The organism is Ensifer sp. BR816, assembly GCF_000378985.1.
In the GTDB taxonomy this organism is placed as follows: domain Bacteria; phylum Pseudomonadota; class Alphaproteobacteria; order Rhizobiales; family Rhizobiaceae; genus Sinorhizobium.
Window position 1 is genome coordinate 2680358 of record NZ_KB905370.1, and the last position, 18265, is coordinate 2698622.

Genomic DNA, 18265 nt, shown 5'->3' on the forward strand with positions numbered 1-18265 from the left:
CACGGAAATGATGAGGAGGATTCTATGGCCTGCTACAGAATTGCGTTGAACTTCGAGGACGGGGTGACCCGCTTCATCGAGTGCAAGGACAGCGAGAAGGTCCTCGATGCGGCTTTCCGCAACAAGATCAACCTGCCGATGGACTGTTCCGACGGCGTGTGCGGCACCTGCAAGTGCCGGACCGAGAGCGGCAGCTACGACCTTGGTGACGATTTCATCGACGATGCGCTGACGGCGGATGAGGCCGAAAGCGGCCTTGTGCTGACCTGTCAGATGAAGCCGACTTCGGATTGCGTGATCGCGGTGCCGACGACATCGGTGGCCTGCAAGACGGGACAGCAGAAATTCTCCGCGACCGTGGCGCGCGTCATCCCGCACAACGATGCGGCGATCGTGCTCGAGCTGGACATGGATGCCGCGCCTGCCTTCCTGCCCGGCCAGTACGTCAATATCGAGGTGCCGGGCAGCGGCCAGAACCGTTCCTACTCGTTCAGCTCGGCGCCCGGCGAAGGCCGCATCGGCTTCCTCATCAAGAAGATACCCGCCGGCCTGATGAGCAGTTGGTTGGAGCGCGCCGAGGTCGGCACGAAGCTCGAGCTGACGGGACCGCTCGGAAGTTTCTACCTGCGCGAGGTCGGCCGTCCGCTCCTGCTCCTAGCCGGTGGTACTGGGCTCGCGCCATTCCTATCAATGCTGGAGGCTCTGGCCCGCGAGAATTCGCAGCAGAAGATCCACCTGATCTATGGCGTGACCCGCGATCTCGATCTGGTTCTCCTCGACGAGATCGAGGCCTATGCGGCGCGCCTGCCCAACTTCAGCTTCGCGACCGTAGTTGCCGAGGAAACGTCCAGCCATCCGCGCAAGGGCTGGGTCACGGAGCATATGCCCGCCGAGGTGCTTCACGGCGGCGATGTCGACGTCTATCTCTGCGGTCCGCCGCCGATGGTCGATGCCGTACGCAGGCATTTCGACGACAACGGCGTGAAGCCGAACAGTTTTCACTATGAGAAGTTCACGCCGAATGCGGCCGTGAGGGAGGCTGCATGAACGGGACGCGCTTCGCGGATCGCTTTGCCGGCAAGGTGCTGGTGGTAACCGGCGCGGCGCAGGGTATCGGCCGCGCCGTGGCGATTCGCGCCGCGGAGGAGGGCGGACGGGTCGTCTTCGTCGATCGCGCCGATTTCGTCGCCGATGTGGCAGCCGAGGCGCGCGACGCCGAAACCGCGGCTTTCAAGACTGACCTGGAAACCCACGAAGGCGCGGCTGCTGCAATGCGCTTTGCCGAGGAGCGTTTCGGTGGCATCGACATCCTCATCAACAATGTCGGCGGGGCGATCCGCATGCGGCCCTACGGTGAATTCGAACCGCAGCAGATCGACGCGGAGATCCGCCGCTCGCTGATGCCGACGCTCTACTGCTGCCACGCGGTGCTGCCGCATCTCTTCGCGCGCGGCGGCGGCACCATCGTCAATGTGTCTTCGAATGCGACGCGCGGCATTCACCGCGTGCCCTATTCGGCGGCCAAGGGCGGCGTCAACGCCATCACCCAGTCGCTGGCGATGGAACTGGCGGAGCGCAACATCCGCGTGGTCGCCACCGCCCCGGGCGGCACGGAAGCGCCGCCGCGGCGCATTCCGCGCAATGCCGGCGGAGATACGGAGGCGGAGAAGCGCTGGATGGCCGAGGTCGTCCACCAGGTGAAGCAATCCAGTTTCGTGAAGCGCTACGGGACCATCGAGGAACAGGTGGCGCCGATCCTGTTCCTGGCTTCGGACGAGGCGTCCTACATCACCGGCAGCGTGCTGCCCGTGGCTGGCGGCGATACCGGCTGACATCTCAAGACTGACTGCGTAACGACTCGGGGAGGAGCGATGATGCGCACTATCGATGTGAATGAAGCAATAGACAACAATCCATTCGGGAACTTTCAGTGGTTGGTGGTGGGACTATGCGCCCTGCTGCTGATCGTCGACGGCTACGACGTATTCGTCGCGGGCACCGTCCTGCCGACGCTGATCGCGGAATGGGGCCTGAGCAAGCCGCAGGCCGGCGCGTTGCAGGCCTGGGCGCTGTTCGGCATGATGTTCGGCGCCCTCTTCTTCGGGCCGTTGGCCGACAGGATCGGCCGGAAGAAGGGCATTGCGATCAGCTTCCTGCTGTTCACCGTCTCGACCCTTCTCACCGGCCTTGCCAATTCGCCGGAACAGTTCAAGGTCTTCCGCTTCTTCGCCGGCCTCGGCTGCGGCGGGCTGATGCCGAATGCCGTGGCGCTGATGAACGAATATGCGCCGAAGCGCCTTCGCGGAACCATGGTGGCGCTAATGTTCTCCGGCTATTCGGTCGGCGGCATGGTCGCGGCAGGCCTCGGCATCGGCCTCATCCCGCAATTCGGCTGGAAGCCGATGTTCTTCGTCGCCGCGCTGCCGCTGGTGCTGTTGCCGGTGATCCTGTGGAAGCTGCCGGAATCGCTCGGCTTCCTCATTCGCCAGGGCGAACAGGAAAAGGCCAAGCGAATCTATGCGAAGATCGTCCCGTCCGCGCGCCTTGGCGGTGACGACAGGCTGGTCTTCTCCGAAGCCAAGGGGGCGTCTGCGTCGGTCGCCGAACTGTTCCGTCACCAGCGTACGCTGCGCACGCTGATGCTGTGGCTCGCCTTCTTCTGCTGCCTGCTGCTCGTTTATCTGCTCTCATCCTGGTTGCCGAAGGTCCTGCAGGAAGCCGGCTATGCCGAAAAGGCGAGCCTGCTCAGCCTCTTCTCGCTCAACTTCGGCGGCATGGCGGGCGCGATCGCCGGCGGCTGGCTCGGCGACCGCTTCGGCCTGCCGAAAGTGGTGGTCGCCTTCTTCGTTGCAGCGACGGCCTCTATCGCGCTGATCGGCTTCAACCTGCCGGCGGGGCTGCTGTTCCTGATGGTCTTCGTTGCCGGCGCCACGACGATCGGCACGCAGATCCTGCTCTATGCGAGCGTAGCGCAGCTCTACAATCTCTCGGTGCGTTCGACCGGGTTGGGTTGGGCCTCCGGCGTGGGCCGCATCGGTGCCATCGTCGGCCCGACACTCGGCGGCGTCCTTCTGGCGCAGGAACTTCCGCTCCAGCAGAACTTCCTGATCTTCGCGATCCCGGCGGCGGTCTCGGCGCTCGCCATGCTGGTCTTCGCGATCAGCAACGCCCGCCGCGCCGAGGCGGTCCAGCTCGCTGCAGCGTAAGGGAGTGGTGAGCGGCTCGGCGCCGCTCCCCACGTTGCTGCCGACGCCGGATTGTCGGGAGGCCACGCCTAATTCTCTCACAACCGAAAACCCTCGAGCCATGCGCTTTCTCGATCTCAAGAGCCACCATCTCCATTACCGCATCGACGGCGGCGCGGACGCTGCCGGCAAGCCCTGGCTTGTCCTGTGCAATTCGCTCGGCACCGACCTGCGCATGTGGGATGCGCAGGTGCCCGCGCTCTCGCGGCAGTATCGCGTGCTGCGCTACGATCGCCGCGGTCACGGCCTGTCGTCGGCGCCCCCGCCCCCTTATGCGCTGTCCGACCTTGGCCACGATGTCATCGCGCTGCTCGATGCGCTCGAGATCGAGAGGGCACATTTCTGCGGCCTGTCCATTGGCGGCCTGACCGGACAGTGGCTGGGCATTCATGCCGGACAACGCCTGGACAAGCTTGTAGTGTGCGCGACGGCCGCCAAGATCGGCACCCCGGAAAGCTGGTTCACGCGCATTGCGGGCGTGCGGGAAAATGGCCTTGCCGGGCTAACTGGGGCCACCGCCGAACGCTGGTTCACGCCCGAGTTTAGTGCCGCTGAACCGGGCATCGCCCGCAAGATCCTCGACACGTTCGCCGCGACAGACGTCGGCGGCTATATCGGCTGTTGCGCAGCTCTGGCCGGCGCGGATTTGCGGCAGGAAATCGCCCGGATCGCCAATCCCGTGCTTGCCGTCTCCGGCAAAGACGATCCGGTGTGTCTGCCGTCCGATTTGGAGAGCATTGCCGCGCATGTGCAGAGGGGTCATCATGTGTCATTGCCGGGACGGCATATCGTCAATGTCGAATCCGCATTGGCATTCAATGCTGAGCTCAAGGGATTTCTTGACGGCAATCCTGCGCCTTGCAACTCCACTGCATTCAGAAGCGCCACGGCGCGCCCGGCATGAGTCGTCCCATCGTCATCGCTGAAACGCTTCGGGTCGAGCGCAACTACAGCGCCGCGCGTCCTATAGAGCGCGCAAAGGTTGCTGTAGCACTTTGACATGCTGTGGTGCGTCGGGTGCATGAATAAAGTGCAAGCGGTGCGTCTTCCGCCATGTCTGTCACGGGTCTACCTGTTTGACGACGCTTTTCGAGGGGACGCCGACGATGACATCATACCTTCAGGATACGATTGCGACGGGCAGGGGGCGAACCGTCTCCGTTCGCCGGACGCTGGCTGGTCTCTCGCTTTCCATATTGCTGGCATCTCTCGGAACCAGCATTGCCAATGTCGGTCTGCCCATACTCGCACAGGCCTTCTCCGCCTCGTTCCAGGACGTGCAATGGGTCGTTCTCGCCTATCTCCTCGCCATCACGACGTTGATCATCGGCGTCGGAAGGCTTGGCGACATCGCCGGCCACCGCAAGCTGCTCTTGGCGGGCATCGCACTCTTCACGCTGGCCTCGGCCCTGTGCGCCGCCGCTCCGCTTCTGTCCGTTCTCGTCGCAGCGCGGGCTATGCAGGGATTGGGCGCTGCGGTGATGATGGCGCTGGCCATGGCCCTGGTCGGCGAAGTCGTGCCGAAGGAAAAGACCGGCAGCGCCATGGGACTTCTCGGCACTATGTCCGCGATCGGCACGGCGCTCGGCCCTTCGCTGGGCGGCGTTCTGATTACCGGCTTCGGTTGGCGGGCGATCTTTCTGGTCATGGTGCCCGCCGGACTCCTGACCCTTTATGTCGCCTACCGCGCCCTGCCTGAGGATCGTCCGGCACCGACGGCCGTCCGGCCCGGCTTCGACGTTATCGGGACGCTACTGCTCGTCTTCACGCTCGGCGCCTATGCGCTCGCCATGACGGTCGGCCGCGGGACGTTCGGCACGACCAACCTGGTACTGTTGCTGGCGGCGCTCATCGGCATTTGCCTCTTCCTGTTCGTGGAATCCCGGGCGGCATCACCCCTGGTCCATATGGGCATGCTCCAGCAGCCACGGCTGCGTTCGGGCCTTGTCACGAGCATGCTCGTCGCGACCGTCATGATGACGACGCTGGTGGTCGGGCCTTTCTACCTGTCGCGCGGCCTGGGGCTCGGCGCAGCGTTCACCGGCCTGGCGATGTCGGCGGGGCCAATCGTCTCGGCGCTGGCAGGAATCCCGGCGGGGCGGCTGGTGGATCGCTTCGGCGCGGGGCGCATGACGGTCGCCGGTCTTGCGACGATGGTGACGGGTTGCCTCGCACTCTCGCTCGTTCCGGAAGCGCTCGGTGTCGCCGGCTATGTGATGCCGCTCGTCATCCTCACCGGCGGCTATGCGCTGTTCCAGGCGGCGAACAATACCGCTGTGATGAAGGACGCGAAGCCGGAGGAGCGGGGCACCGTCGCCGGGCTCTTGAACCTCTCGCGCAATCTCGGGCTGATCACCGGCGCATCGATGATGGGAGCGGTCTTCTCCTTTTCCGCGGCGAGCGAGACTGCGGCAGCCACTGCCGCCGCCATGCGTGCCACCTTCGCCGTCGCCACGCTGCTGGTCGTCATTGCGATCGGCATCGCAGCGGCGAGCCGCGCTGCTCCGGCAAACCGCCGAGAGGCGTGGGAAGCCGGGGGCGGGTAGCCGTCTGGTTCAAGCATTTGCCGAATCGGAGGCACCCCCTCTGCCCTGCCGGGCATCTCCCCCACAGGTTGGGAGATTGGCTGGAAATACCGCTCTGCCCCAGGGCCAACCTGTGCATGCCGAAATCACGGCACATGGAGATCCATGCATTCGATTACGGCGGGACATAGCCACTTGCCAATCTCCACCCTTGTGGGGGAGAGGCCCGGCGAGGGGGTATCACCCGTTCTCCGGATTTTCGCCGTTCAATCCGTTTAGCCCTTGAAGCTGCGTGCCAGGTTGTGAATGTGGCGTGCGCCGATGCCGCAGCAGCCGCCGACGATGGAGGCGCCGGCCTCGACCCAATCGCAGGCAAAGCGTGAGTAGCGATCGGCGGTCAGGTCGGTGCGGGTGTGATGCAACGTTTCGTTGGCGGCGCCCTCGGCTTCTTCCGTCTCGAAGGCGTTGGCATAAACGCCGATCCCGATATTCGCCTGTCTTTCGCGGAACGTGCCGGCCGCGACAGCCACAGCGCGCGCCATGACCTCCGGACGGCTGCAATTGAACAGAAGCGCCTCGGCGCCGGATCCGGCCAGCCAGCCGGCGGCTGCGGCCACCGTTTCCCCGGATCTGAGCTTCGGCTCGCCACCTTCCAAGGCGCCTGCGTCGTCCGCCAGGGTAAACGAGATCCAGAACGGCTTGCCGGTCGCGGCAACGGCGGCACGCACCGCATCCGCTTCCGCGATCAGGCTCAGCGTTTCGCCGAGCCAGACATCGACATAAGGCGCCAAGCCGTCGACGAGGACTTTCAGATAGTCGTGCACGCGCGACGGGTCGAAGCGCTCCGGCTCATAGGAGCCGAAGATCGGCGGCAGCGAACCAGCGACCAGGATCTCGCGATCGGTCGTGTCATCGGCGGCTTCTCGCGCGAGCTTTCCGGCGAGTGCGATGAGCGAGCGTCCCTCGGAGTGGAAACGCGCCTCGCCGATATGAAATGGCACGAGCGCGTAGCTGTTGGCGGTGATCACGTCGGCGCCGGCGTCGATGAATTCCCTGTGAACGCGTCCGACGATCTCGGGGCTGTCCATCAGGGCCAGCGCGGACCATTCCGGCTGCCTGAGTTCGGCGCCGAGGCGGATCAGCTCCCGGCTCATGCCGCCGTCGAGAATGCGTATCTGACTCATTGATGATGGACTCCAATTTTGTGATTCAGCACGGGATGGCCGCCGCCGCCGCAATTTCGGTCAGCCGCTCCAGGGTGTTCGGACAAGATCTTGTTGCGGGTCTTCATCGGAGCGCCTGATCGAGGTCGTCGATGATGTCGTCGACGGACTCCAGGCCGACCGAAATGCGGAAGACGCCGTCGCCGGCGAAGGCGCGGTAGTCGCCGAGCTGCGCTCCCTGCAGCTCATAGGTCGCCTTCATCATCTCATTCGTGTCGAGAAGGACGACGATGCTGCGCTGGTGGCCGAGCGAGAAGGCGTAGTGCACCAGGCGCAGACGGCCGGCGAGTTGCACCGCCATTTTCTGCGGGTCGTCCGTCTGGAAGGTGAGGATGCCGCCGAAGACATTCATCTGGCGCCTCGCCAGCGCGTGCTGCGGATGCGTCTCCAATCCGGGATAGGTGACCGATTTGACGCTTGGATGATCGCAAAGGAACCGGGCGACCTGAATCGCCGATTCCGACACTGCCCGTATCCTCGGAAAGAGCGTGTCAATGCCGCGCATGATCAGCCAGGCATTCTGGGCCGAAAGCGACGCGCCGAGATAGACGCCGGCGCGCGAGCGGATTTTCTCGATGAGTTCCTTGCGGCCGCAGACGATTCCGCCGAGCGCGTCGCCATGGCCATTAATGAACTTCGTCAGCGAGTGGATGACGAGATCGACGCCCAGGGCGAGCGGCCTTGTCGCGACCGGCGTGGCAAGGGTGGAATCGACCGAAACGAGTGCACCGCGCTGGTGCGCGAGCACCGCCACGGCGGAAAGATCGGTCAACCGCAGGATCGGATTGCAGGGGCTCTCGCAATGGACGAGCCGGGTGTTTGGCCGGAAGGCCGCGGCAACCGCGTCCAGGCGCGACATGTTCACGGCGGTCACCTCGATGCCGTAGTCGGGCAGGATCCGGCGCGCCAACTCGCTGGCGCCCGCATAGCAGACATCGCTGATGATCACGTGATCGCCCGCCTTGAGACAGGTCAGGAAGGTGGCGGCAATCGCCGCGAGGCCGGTGGCGGTCGCGAGCGCGTCGTCGGCGCCTTCGAGCGCTGCCATCCGCTGCTCGAGCTGCCGCACGGTAGGATTGGTCCAGCGCGCATAGAGATATGGCAGCGCCGTCAGATCCTCGACGCCGTCGGCCGAAAAGGCGCCATCGCCCGGGGCAAGCAGATTGTTGACCGACATCGAGATATTGGGGGCGATCGCCTTCGTCGTCGGATCGATGACCAGGCCGGCGTCGAGCGCCAGGGTTTCCCAATGCAGCGGGCGGCCGGCAGAATGCGGCCGGGCCGTCGCTTGGCTGTGGCGATCCACTACGGCAATGGTGCTCGATCGATTGAGGGGCATGGAAGACCTTTCGAGATGCGTTCGGCGGCGACTCTAGTGTTCTCCGAATGTTTTTGGCCGCTCAGCGGCTGCCGATCCGCCGAGAAAAGGCGCGATCTGGGCTTCGGGCGCCGCCAAATCCATCAAACAGTTCATCGTGCTAGCGCCGCACCGGAACCTGCGCCTCGACGATCTTGAAGGCGCGGGTGATGAGGAGGGTCAGGCAGACATAGAAGACGGTCACGACCATCAGCGGCTCGTAGACCAGCAGCGTGTCCTGCCTCACCTTGTAGGCCACGGCATAGAGGTCCATCACGGTCACGGTGAAGGCGAGAGGCGTTGCCTTCAATTGCAGCACGACCTCGCCGGCGATCGTCGGCAAGGCGATGCGGATGGCGCGCGGCAGCCAGATTCGCCTGAGCAGCGTAAAGGGAGACATGCCGAAGGACCGGCCGGCCTCGAGCTCGCCCTTCGGAACGGCGAGCAGCGCGCCGCGCAGCACCTCGGCCTCGTAGGCGGCATAGTTGAGGGTGAAGCTCACCGCTGCAAAGAAGAAGCCTTCGCGCAGGATCGGCCAGAGGAAGCTGGCGCGCAGGCCCGGGATCATCGGCAGCAGCGAGCCGACCCCGTAATAGAGCAGCCACAGCTGGATCAGCAGCGGCGTGCCGCGCAGGCAGGTGCAATAGCCGCGCGCGAAGGGCTTGAGCCAGCGCGGGCCGATCACCTGCGCCAGCGCGAGGCCGATCGCCAGAATGAAGCCGAAGCCGACCGAAATCACCAGCAGGAGCACGGTCTGGACCGCGCCTGCGGCAAGCAGCGGCCAATAGGAAAAGATCCAAGAGAAATCCACGCGCGCCTCCTATGCGGTCGTCGGCTGGCCGCGCCGGAAGCGGCTTTCGAGCGCCGCGAACGCGACGTTGGAGATCAGCGTTATGGCGAGGTAGAGGGCGGCGGAGGCGAGGAAAAACAGGAAATAGTGCTTGGTGTTGCCGGCGGCGATGCGGGTCGCGAGCGCCAGTTCCTGATAGCCGACCACGGCGATCAGCGCGCTGTCCTTGGTAACCGACATCCACAAATTGGCAAGACCCGGCAGCGCATTCGGCATGAGCGCCGGCAGGACGATGCGGCGGAAGCGCAGCCGAGGTCTCATCCCGAAGGCGGCCGCCGCTTCGATCTGCCCGACCGGAATGGCGAGGATCGCCCCGCGAAACACCTCGGTCATATAGGCGCCCTGGACAATGCCGAGCACCGCGACGGCGGCAACGAAGCCGTTGATCTCGATCGCCGGCAGGCCAAGGGCCGAGAGGATGCGGTTCAGCCCGTCGGTCCCCGCATAATAGAGGCCGATGATCAGGATCAGTTCCGGGATGGCGCGAACGGCCGTCGTATAGAGATCGAGGACGAAGCGAGCCGGGCGATTACCCTTCAGCTTGCCAACCGCGCCGACGAGGCCGATGGCGATGCCGACGAGATAGGCGCCAAGCGAAATCAGCACGGTCGAGAGCGCGCCGGCAAGCAGCACGCCTCCCCAGCCGGGCGGATAGGGGGAGAGCAGTTCCAGGAGCGATTGGCTGGACGACATCAGGGGTCTATCTGATCGAGTTCATAGGCAAAGGGCGATCGGCGCATGACGCGTCACGCGCCGATCGCTCCTTCGGTCATTCGCCATAGGGATCGAAGTCGAAGTACTTCTTGGAGATTTCGGCATATTTGCCGCTGGCTCTGACGGCGGCGATCGCTGCGTCGAGCTTGTCGCGCAATGCAGTGTCGTCCTTGCGTAGCCCGCCGCCGATGCCGGTTCCGAGGATCGCCGGGTCGTCCTTGACGTTGCCCTTGTCTTCGCAGCAATCCTTGCCGAAGTCCGACTTCAGGAACTCCGCCAGAGGAATGGCGTCGCCGAAGACATAGTCGATACGGCCGGCAGCCAGGTCCTGGAAGGCTTCGTCGAGCGTCGCATAGGTCTGTTCCGATGCCTTGTCGGCGAAATACTTCTTGTAATACTCGGACTGGATCGTCGAGACTTGGATGCCGATGGTCTTGTCGGCGACGCTATCGGGCGCCGCTCCCAACTTGCCGTCCTTGGCGCCGATCAGCTTGCTCGGGGTGTTGTAATATTTGTCGGTGAAGTCGATCGTCTTCTTGCGCTCTTCGGTGATCGACATCGACGACCATATGACGTCGAACTTCTTCGCCTCGAGACCCGGAATGAGGCCGTCCCAGGACATGTCGACGATGGAGCAGGTCTCCTTCATCTCGGCGCAGACCGCGTCCATCAGTTCGATTTCCCAACCGACCCACTTGCCGGACGGGTCCTTCGTGAAGAAGGGCGGGTAGGCTTCGTTCATGATGCCGAAGCGCACCTCGGCACTGGCCGCACCTGCGAGTGAGAAGGCCACGCCGGCCATCAGGATGGACATCAACTTCATTCGACTACCCCTTCTATTTTCGTCGGAATGGAAAACGGATCAATGGCTGAGACTGCCGGTGAACTCGCGGCAGCGCGCGCTGAGCGGCGCACCGAAGACCTGGGCGGGCGGCCCCTCTTCCTCAACGCGGCCCCGATCAAGGAAGATCACGTGACTGGAGACGTCGCGGGCGAATTTCATCTCATGAGTGACGAGCAGCATGGTCCGCCCTTCTTCCGCCAAGTCGCGGATGACCTTCAGCACCTCGCCGACAAGCTCGGGATCGAGCGCCGATGTGGGCTCGTCGAACAGCATCACCGCCGGATCGACGCAGAGCGCGCGGGCGATCGCGGCGCGCTGCTGCTGGCCGCCCGATAGGAATGCGGGATAGGCGTGTCGCTTGTCGTAAAGGCCCACCTTGGACAGAAGCGCCTCGGCCCGCTCGGTCGCTTCCCTGCGGTTCTGCCGCAGCACATGAATGGGCGCCTCGATGACGTTTTCGAGCACGGTCCTATGGGCCCACAGGTTGAAGCTCTGAAACACCATGCCGAGCCCGGTGCGGAGCCGCTCGATCTGCCGCCAATTGGCCGGATGCGTGCGCCCCTCTCGGCCCGGCTTCATCAGGACCTCTTCGCCGCTGAAGACGAAACGGCCACGGTCGGGGATCTCCAGAAAGTTGATGCAGCGCAGAAAGGTGCTCTTCCCGGAGCCCGAGGATCCGATCAGCGAAATGACATCGCCTTTTTGCGCCGCTACCGATACGCCCTTCAGCACCTGGTGCTGCCCATAGCTCTTATGGACGTCTTCCACCAGCAGGGCGGCGGCGCTTCGCATCATTCGGTTGTTCCTGGCGGCTTTTCTGGTTATTTGGTCCGCGATAATATTGTCTCGTTCTGCGGCTTTGCCGCGCTTTTTCATCAGCAATGCGGATTTTCCGCATTAACGCCAGAAAGATGCGGGCGTGCCGCGGTCCTAGTGTCTGATTTTGCATTGGGACAGTGCGTCCGTTCGTATACGGCACGCCGTGCGAATGAGATATTAAGCTGCGGCAAATCACCGAGACGGGGAAGCCATGACGGAGCCAGTGGATCAATTCGATCGGAAGATCCTCGAGATCGTCCAGCGCGACTGTCAGCTCAAGGCGGAGGCGATCGGCGACATCATCGGCCTGTCGGCGTCTGCCGTTCAACGCCGCCTCAAGAGGATGCGGGAGGACGGCATCATTTCCGCGGAGATCGCCCTCGTCGACCGCAAGGTCGCCGGAAATCCGATGACCTTCATCGCCGGCATGGAGATCGAGCGTGAGAACTACGATGCGCTCGCGAAATTCCGCACCTGGGTCGACAAGCAGGATCACATCCAGCAGGTCTATTACGTGACTGGGTCCGTCGATCTCGTGGCGATCATCACCGCCCAGGACGTCACCCAATACGACGAGATCACCGCGCAGATCATGTCGCAGAATCCTCAGATCAAGCGAATTCACACGAATGTCGTGCTGAAGGACGTGAAGCTCGGGATGTTCGTTCCTGTGACTTCCGACTAGCGTCGCATCCGGAAGGTCGCGGGTTGCCAGGATGATCTATTTCACGAGTGACACGCATTTCGGCGAGCCGCGGGTGCTCAACATCGATCGCCGGCCCTTCTCCAGCCTGGCGGAGCACGACACTGCGCTCGTTGCCAATTGGAACGACACGGTCTCGCCGGAGGACGAGATCTGGCACCTCGGCGATTTCGCGTCGAAGAAGAAGGGCTTTGCGGAAGATTTGCTTACGCGGCTGAACGGCAGGAAGCACCTGATCGTCGGCAACAACGATTCGCCCGGCACCGTCGAAGCGAGCGGCTGGCGGAGCATACAACACTATGCGGAACTGACCGTCGACGGCCAGCGTCTCATTCTCTGCCACTATCCGTTTCGGACCTGGAACCAGATGGGAAAGCACTCGATCAACCTGCACGGCCATTCCCATGGCCGCTTGAAACCGCTGCCGCGGCAGTTCGACGTAGGCGTCGATGCCAGAGACCTGCGGCCGGTCAGCCTGCCCGATCTTCTCCCGCGCTTGCGCGTGAAGGCATCGCGTCCCCATAGCTCTTGACGTCGGCTTGGGTCAGGCGAGCACGCCGTCGGCTACATCGGCCGGCGAGGGCGATCGGCCTGCATCGATCAGCTTCTTGGCCGTCATATAGGCGCGCGCATCGTTGATCGCGTCACAGGCCAACAATGTCTCGCCGGCGAAATACCAATAGGAGCAGGAGCCCGGCTTGGCACCCTTTCTCTCGACGATCCGGTCGTAGCCGCTGTCGAGCCCGGCGAGCTGCAGCTTGACGTCGAACTGATCCGACCAGAACCACGGTCTCGGGCGATAATCGCGGTCCGCCCCGAGGATGTTGGCGGCGACGACCTCGGCCTGGTCGATCGCATGCGGCATGCTTTCGATGCGCAGGCGTCGACCTTTCCACAGGAAGGAGGCAGAGTCGCCGGCCGCCCAGATCCCGGCCTCGGACGTCCTGCCCCGGGCATCGACCGAGATGCCGTTCTCGACCGCCAGTCCGGCTGCCTCGGCAAGCGCCACGCGCGGGCGGACGCCGACGCCGACGATCACGAGATCGACGTCGATCGAAGACCCATCCGAAAGCCGTGCCTTACGGACGCGGTCGCTGCCCTCGAGGGCAGCAAGCCCGACGCCTTCGAGAAGCTTGACGCCGCGTCCGACGTGCAGCGTCCGGAAATAGGCGGAGGTTTCGGCGGCGGCGACGCGGCCGAGGATGCGCTCCTGCAGCTCGACGAGCGTGACCGCGATACCCGCCGCGGCGACCTCCAGTCCGATATAGCCGCCGCCGACGATCAAGGTGCGCTTGCCGGCGGCGATATGCAGCGTGATCGCTTCGAGGTCGCCGATCGTGTCCTCCCTTCGGTCCGCTCTCCCTACTGCACGGCCGGAATGTGCACCGTCATGCCGTCGAGCGCGTCGGCGATGCGGACCTGACAACTCAGCCGGCTCTCCGGCCGGCGCGGCGAGGCGGTGAAGTCAAGCATGTCGCTCTAGTGCTCGCCGATCGGACCGAGCGACTCGGCAAAGGTCGGGTCGAAATAGCAATGACCGCGCCGACCGATAGTCCGCTCTTCAAGAATTTCGAAAATAAGCGCGACCGTTGCCGGCGTCGCAGAGCTGGTCATTGGGGCTGCCAGGATCTTGTCGGTCCATTCTTTTAGCCCACTATTGCATTTTATAATTATTTAATGCAGCTTGCTGCGCAACGGCCAGGAGGCTCGCCGTTCATTTTCCATCTGGGAGGAGCAATCGCATGCGACAATTTCTGAGAACCGCCCTTTGCTTGGCTGCTTTGGCCGGAACCGCCTTTTTTCCGGGCGCCTCGGCTGCCAGCGACCTCGAACTGACCATCACGGCGCCGGCCGGGGCGGGTGGGGGCTGGGATTCGGCCGCACGCTCGCTGCAGGAGGCGATGATGGCGACGGGTGAGGCCAAGAGCGTCCAGGTCGTCAACGTACCCGGTGCCGGCGGCACGGTCGGTCTCGCCCAGTTCGTCGGCAGCGCCAAGGGTGCGGCCGATCAGTTGCTTGTCGCCGGCATCACGCTCGTCGGTGCGAGCATCTCCAACAATTCGCCGGTCGACCTTACCCAGGTGACCCCGCTGGCGCGCCTGACGGGCGATCCCCTCGTCGTCGTGGTGCCGAGGGACTCGCCGATCAAGTCGATCGACGACTTGCTCGCGACCATCAAGAAGGATGTGGCGACCACAATCTGGGTGGGCGGATCGGCCGGCGGGGCCGACCATATCCTGGCGGCGCTGATCACCAAGTCGGCGGGTGCCGATCCGAGCAAGATCAACTATGTCGCCTATTCCGGCGGCGGCGAGGCGCTGGCCGCCATGCTCGGCGGTCAGGCGACCGCCGGCGTCTCCGGCTACGGCGAATGGGAGGGGCAGATCAAGTCGGGCGACCTCAGGGCGCTCGCCATCTCCTATCCGGAGCCGATCGAAGGCGTCGAAGCCAAGCCGCTGAAGGCCCAGGGGCTCGACATCGAGCTCGTCAACTGGCGCGGCATCTTCGCGCCTCCGGGCGTCGAAGGCGCGGATCTCGATGCGCTCAAAGCGGCTGTCGACAACACCGTCAAGTCGCAGCAGTGGAAGGACATCGTCAAGGCGCGCGGCTGGACCGACTACTATGCTCCGTCCGACGAATTCAAGGGCTTCATCGCCTCCGAAACCGAAAGGGTCCGCGCGATCCTAACGTCGATCGGCCTTGCGCAGTAACGATGGCACGGGGGAGGCGATCGTCTCCCCCGACTGCGCGATTGAGGAAATCATGATCGAGAGAAGCTTGAAACCGGCAAACCGCCCGGCGGTGGTCGTTGCGATGGTGCTGTTCTCCGTGGCGGCGGTGACCTACTGGGATGCGAGCCGGATGACCGCCCGCGCCACCTATGGCATGGACGCCAATGCCGCCGCCTATTTCATCTGTCTCTTCCTGGCCGTGCTGGGTATCGGACATTTGTTCGCCGCTTTCCAAGCATTGCCCATTGAAGCTGAAGATGCCGACTGGAAAGCGATCGGCTGGATCGCAGTCGCCCTCTCGGGGCTGATCGGCTCGATCTGGCTCGGCGCCGGTTTCACCCTCGGCTCGGCCCTGCTGTTCGCCTTTACCGCGCGCGCCTTCGGCCGCAAGGCGCTGATCGTCGACCTCGTGATCGGCATCGTCATGGGCCTCGTCGTCTTCCTTCTGTTCAACAAGCTGCTGAGCCTCGCCTTGCCGCAAGGTCCGTTCGAGCGGCTGTTCTAGGGGGCGGGGTCATGGACGCAATCAATCTGCTCATCGAGGGTTTCTCGCTGGCGATCCAGCCGGCCAACCTCATTTTCGCGGCGATCGGCGTGTTCATCGGAACGGCCGTCGGCGTGCTGCCGGGCATCGGTCCGGCGCTCACGGTCGCGCTCCTGCTGCCGGTGACCTTCAAGCTCGATCCGGGCGGCTCGATCATCATGTTCGCCGGCATCTATTATGGCGGCATGTATGGCGGCTCGACCACCGCCATCCTGTTGAACACGCCCGGCGAAAGTGCTGCCGTCGTCACCGCGCTCGAGGGCAACAAGATGGCCCGCTCCGGCCGCGGCGGCCCGGCGCTGGCGACGGCCGCGATCGGTTCCTTCGTGGCCGCGCTGGTCGCCACCTTCGCCCTGGCGTTCCTGGCCCCACCGCTGGTCAAGGTCGCGGTCAAGTTCGCCCCCTGGGACTATTTCGGCCTGATGCTGATCGCCTTCGTCACCGTCTCGGCAACGTTCGGTTCCTCGCCGCTCCGCGGCCTCACCAGCCTCGCCTTCGGCCTGTGGCTCGGCCTGATGGGGCTCGATCAGCTGACCGGGCAGGCGCGCTTGACCTTCGGCGTGCCGCAGCTGCTTGACGGCGTCGAGGTGACGACGCTCGCGGTCGGACTGTTTGCCATCGGCGAAGCCCTTCATGTCGCCTCGCGCCACCTCTACAAGCCGGAAAAGCCCATTCCGGTCAAAGGCTCGATCTGGATGACCGGGGAAGATTGGTCGCGCTCCTGGAAGGCTTGGCTGCGCGGGACGGTTGTCGGCTTTCCGATCGGCGCCCTGCCGGCCGGCGGCGCCGAAATCCCGACCTTCCTGAGCTATACGATGGAGAAGAAGCTGAGCCGCAAGCCCGAGGAATTCGGCTCGGGTGCGATCGAGGGCGTGGCCGGCCCGGAGGCGGCGAACAACGCCTCGGCCGCCGGCACTCTGGTTCCGCTCCTGACCCTCGGCCTGCCGACTTCGGCGACCGCCGCCGTCATGCTCGCGGGCTTCCAGCAGTACAATATCCAGCCGGGGCCGCTGCTCTTCACCCAGCACGCCGATCTCGTCTGGGGCCTCGTCGCCAGCCTGTTCATCGCCAATGTGATGCTCTTGGTGCTGAACCTGCCGCTCGTCGGCCTGTGGGTGAAGCTGCTGCGCATCCCGCTCCCCTGGCTCTATGGCGGAATCCTGGTGTTTGCCTCGATGGGAACGATCGCCGCCAATCCGTCGGTCGTCGAACTACTGCTGCTCAGCGCATTCGGCGTCGTCGGCTTCCTGATGCGGCGCTACGATTACCCGGTGGCGCCGGCCGTGGTCGGACTGATTCTCGGCCCCCTGGCGGACAACGCCCTCAGGCGCTCGGTGCAGATGAGCCTTGGCGATCCGATGGTCTTCCTTGAGCATCCAAGCTCGGCCATCATGATCGCCGTCGCCACCATCGCGCTGATCGCCCCTTTCGTCTTCAAGGGATTGTCGCGCTTCCAGCAGGACGAGGATTGAGGTGGACAGAAAAACGCCTTTTGCAAACGCGATGGCGAATGCATAAATCGACGTTGAGCGCGCTCGCTACCGAGCCGAAACCATACGACGAACCATGGCAAGACAAAGCGTATCCCCGCAGATCACGGCAAACATTCTCGAATTCGTGAAAACCAACGAGATGCGCGCCGGCGAGCATCTGCCCTGTCAAATGCTCGCCGATGCGTTTCGCGTCTCCCGCGCGCCGGTCAATGCCGCCTTGAAGAAGCTCGAGACGATGGGAATCGTTCGGGCGGAACCGAACCGCGGCTACTTCCTCGCCATGGACGCGGCGAAGGTCGAGACGGCGAAACCCGAGGGCGAGCCTCAGCGCGAGGAGGAGGATCCGCTCTATTTCCGCATTGCCGAGGACCGCCTTGCCGGCAAGCTTGACGAGCGCGTCAGCGAGAACGAGTTGATGCGCCTCTATGACGTCGCCCGCAGCCGGCTGTTGAAGTCGCTCCACCGGATCGCCGAAGAGGGCTGGATGGAACGCTTGCCGGGCAACGGCTGGGCTTTCCGCGAGACGCTGACGTCGCGCAAGAGCTACGAGGAGGGCTACGTCTTCCGCGCGGTCATCGAGCAGCAGGCGATGCTCTTGCCGACGTTCCAGCCGAACGAGGAAGAATTCAGGAAGGCGCGCGCCGTGCAGACCGCCTTGGGAGAGGGCGGCTACGAGACCTGGTCGCGCGCCGAGATCTTCAAGGCGAACAACGAATTTCACGAAATGCTCGTCGCCTGCTCGCAGAACGATTTCTTCCTCGATGCGATCAAGCGCATCAACCGGCTGCGTCGTCTGATCGAGTATCACATCACCATCGACCGAAGCCGGCTGCCCCGGCAGACGAGCGAGCACCTGCATATTCTCGACCTCGTCGAGGCCGGACGCCGGACGGAAGCGGCGGCCTTTCTGTACACCCACATCATGGGCGCAAGCCGGATAAAGACGCCGCGGGTTTAAGACCGCAGGGACGCGGCCTGTTCTCCGGCGTCGCGCGTCTGAACAGTTTTGATCTTCCTCGAAGGCTTCTCTGTCCGCGGCTCTGATTGCCCCTCTACTTGCCTTCAGTGTCGCCGCGTTGGCGCCCGGCGTTAGTCAGCCGATCGCATGCGCCGTTCCTGCTGATCAGCCCAGGCCAAAGAACGACAATATGGCGATCACGACCACAACCAGTCCGACCAAGTAGATTATCTGATTCATCGCGCACTCCTTTCATGA

At 64.0% G+C, this 18265-nt stretch carries 19 protein-coding genes and 1 pseudogene; 11 read left to right on the forward strand and 9 right to left on the reverse strand.

All coding sequences use genetic code 11. The features are described from left to right. Positions 1-24: 24 nt before the first annotated feature. The 5 genes from benC to RHIBR816_RS34080 all read left to right on the forward strand — a co-directional run bounded on the left by benC (position 25) and on the right by RHIBR816_RS34080 (position 5791). Positions 25-1047 carry a benzoate 1,2-dioxygenase electron transfer component BenC gene (gene benC, locus RHIBR816_RS0112995; RefSeq protein WP_018236983.1) on the forward strand — a complete coding sequence of 341 codons (1023 nt, stop codon included), beginning with the start codon at positions 25-27 and terminating at the stop codon, positions 1045-1047. Then, positions 1044-1832 carry a benzoate diol dehydrogenase BenD gene (benD, locus tag RHIBR816_RS0113000; RefSeq protein WP_018236984.1) on the forward strand — a complete coding sequence of 263 codons (789 nt, stop codon included), beginning with the start codon at positions 1044-1046 and terminating at the stop codon, positions 1830-1832. The genes benC and benD overlap by 4 nt, the downstream gene beginning before the upstream one ends. Positions 1833-1871: 39 nt before the next feature. Further along, positions 1872-3206, forward strand: a complete 1335-nt coding sequence (locus RHIBR816_RS0113005) for an MFS transporter (RefSeq protein ID WP_018236985.1) — start codon at positions 1872-1874, stop codon at positions 3204-3206. A gap of 100 nt (positions 3207-3306) precedes the next feature. Then, a complete protein-coding gene (gene pcaD, locus RHIBR816_RS0113010; protein ID WP_018236986.1) occupies positions 3307-4149 on the forward strand; it encodes a 3-oxoadipate enol-lactonase in 843 nt (280 codons plus the stop codon). A 202-nt stretch (positions 4150-4351) separates the two neighbouring features. Next, positions 4352-5791 (forward strand): MFS transporter, encoded by a 1440-nt coding sequence (locus tag RHIBR816_RS34080; RefSeq protein ID WP_018236987.1) that lies wholly within the window; start codon positions 4352-4354, stop codon positions 5789-5791. Positions 5792-6045: 254 nt separating this feature from the next. Here RHIBR816_RS34080 and RHIBR816_RS0113020 read toward each other — a convergent pair whose 3' ends face one another. The 6 genes from RHIBR816_RS0113020 to RHIBR816_RS0113050 form a co-directional block, all read right to left on the reverse strand. Beyond that, positions 6046-6954 carry a homocysteine S-methyltransferase family protein gene (locus RHIBR816_RS0113020; RefSeq protein WP_018236988.1) on the reverse strand — a complete coding sequence of 303 codons (909 nt, stop codon included), beginning with the start codon at positions 6952-6954 and terminating at the stop codon, positions 6046-6048. A 103-nt stretch (positions 6955-7057) separates the two neighbouring features. Further along, on the reverse strand, positions 7058-8332 hold the full coding sequence (locus tag RHIBR816_RS0113030) for a PLP-dependent aspartate aminotransferase family protein (RefSeq protein WP_018236989.1): 1275 nt from the start codon (positions 8330-8332) through the stop codon (positions 7058-7060). A gap of 139 nt (positions 8333-8471) precedes the next feature. After that, positions 8472-9161, reverse strand: coding sequence for an ABC transporter permease (locus RHIBR816_RS0113035; RefSeq protein ID WP_018236990.1), 690 nt, complete (start codon positions 9159-9161; stop codon positions 8472-8474). 9 nt (positions 9162-9170) lie between these two features. Beyond that, positions 9171-9893 (reverse strand): ABC transporter permease, encoded by a 723-nt coding sequence (locus tag RHIBR816_RS0113040; RefSeq protein ID WP_018236991.1) that lies wholly within the window; start codon positions 9891-9893, stop codon positions 9171-9173. Between the two features lie 76 nt (positions 9894-9969). After that, complete coding sequence (locus tag RHIBR816_RS0113045; RefSeq protein ID WP_018236992.1) at positions 9970-10737, reverse strand: transporter substrate-binding domain-containing protein; 768 nt, start codon at positions 10735-10737, stop codon at positions 9970-9972. A 39-nt stretch (positions 10738-10776) separates the two neighbouring features. Beyond that, positions 10777-11553, reverse strand: coding sequence for an ABC transporter ATP-binding protein (locus RHIBR816_RS0113050; protein ID WP_026186939.1), 777 nt, complete (start codon positions 11551-11553; stop codon positions 10777-10779). 235 nt (positions 11554-11788) lie between these two features. Here RHIBR816_RS0113050 and RHIBR816_RS0113055 point away from each other — a divergent pair, with 235 nt between their 5' ends. Then, positions 11789-12262, forward strand: coding sequence for an Lrp/AsnC family transcriptional regulator (locus tag RHIBR816_RS0113055; protein ID WP_018236994.1), 474 nt, complete (start codon positions 11789-11791; stop codon positions 12260-12262). Between the two features lie 31 nt (positions 12263-12293). Next, complete coding sequence (locus RHIBR816_RS34085; RefSeq protein ID WP_018236995.1) at positions 12294-12812, forward strand: metallophosphoesterase family protein; 519 nt, start codon at positions 12294-12296, stop codon at positions 12810-12812. Between the two features lie 12 nt (positions 12813-12824). Here RHIBR816_RS34085 and RHIBR816_RS34090 read toward each other — a convergent pair whose 3' ends face one another. From RHIBR816_RS34090 to RHIBR816_RS38870, 3 genes and pseudogenes are all read right to left on the reverse strand, one after another. Beyond that, positions 12825-13616 (reverse strand): NAD(P)/FAD-dependent oxidoreductase, encoded by a 792-nt coding sequence (locus RHIBR816_RS34090; protein WP_256375050.1) that lies wholly within the window; start codon positions 13614-13616, stop codon positions 12825-12827. 26 nt (positions 13617-13642) lie between these two features. Next, positions 13643-13756: pseudogene (locus RHIBR816_RS34095) on the reverse strand (ferredoxin); the annotation flags it as partial. 3 nt (positions 13757-13759) lie between these two features. Then, entirely contained in the window at positions 13760-13894 is a 135-nt protein-coding gene (locus RHIBR816_RS38870) for a hypothetical protein (RefSeq protein WP_018236998.1), read from the reverse strand. Between the two features lie 128 nt (positions 13895-14022). Between RHIBR816_RS38870 and RHIBR816_RS0113075 the strand changes: the two genes are divergently transcribed. From RHIBR816_RS0113075 to RHIBR816_RS0113090, 4 genes are all read left to right on the forward strand, one after another. Further along, positions 14023-14991 carry a tripartite tricarboxylate transporter substrate binding protein gene (locus RHIBR816_RS0113075; RefSeq protein ID WP_026186940.1) on the forward strand — a complete coding sequence of 323 codons (969 nt, stop codon included), beginning with the start codon at positions 14023-14025 and terminating at the stop codon, positions 14989-14991. A 52-nt stretch (positions 14992-15043) separates the two neighbouring features. Continuing rightward, complete coding sequence (locus tag RHIBR816_RS0113080) at positions 15044-15517, forward strand: tripartite tricarboxylate transporter TctB family protein (protein WP_018237000.1); 474 nt, start codon at positions 15044-15046, stop codon at positions 15515-15517. 11 nt (positions 15518-15528) lie between these two features. Continuing rightward, entirely contained in the window at positions 15529-17028 is a 1500-nt protein-coding gene (locus tag RHIBR816_RS0113085) for a tripartite tricarboxylate transporter permease (RefSeq protein ID WP_018237001.1), read from the forward strand. 94 nt (positions 17029-17122) lie between these two features. Further along, a complete protein-coding gene (locus tag RHIBR816_RS0113090; protein WP_018237002.1) occupies positions 17123-18007 on the forward strand; it encodes a GntR family transcriptional regulator in 885 nt (294 codons plus the stop codon). Positions 18008-18265 lie beyond the last annotated feature (258 nt).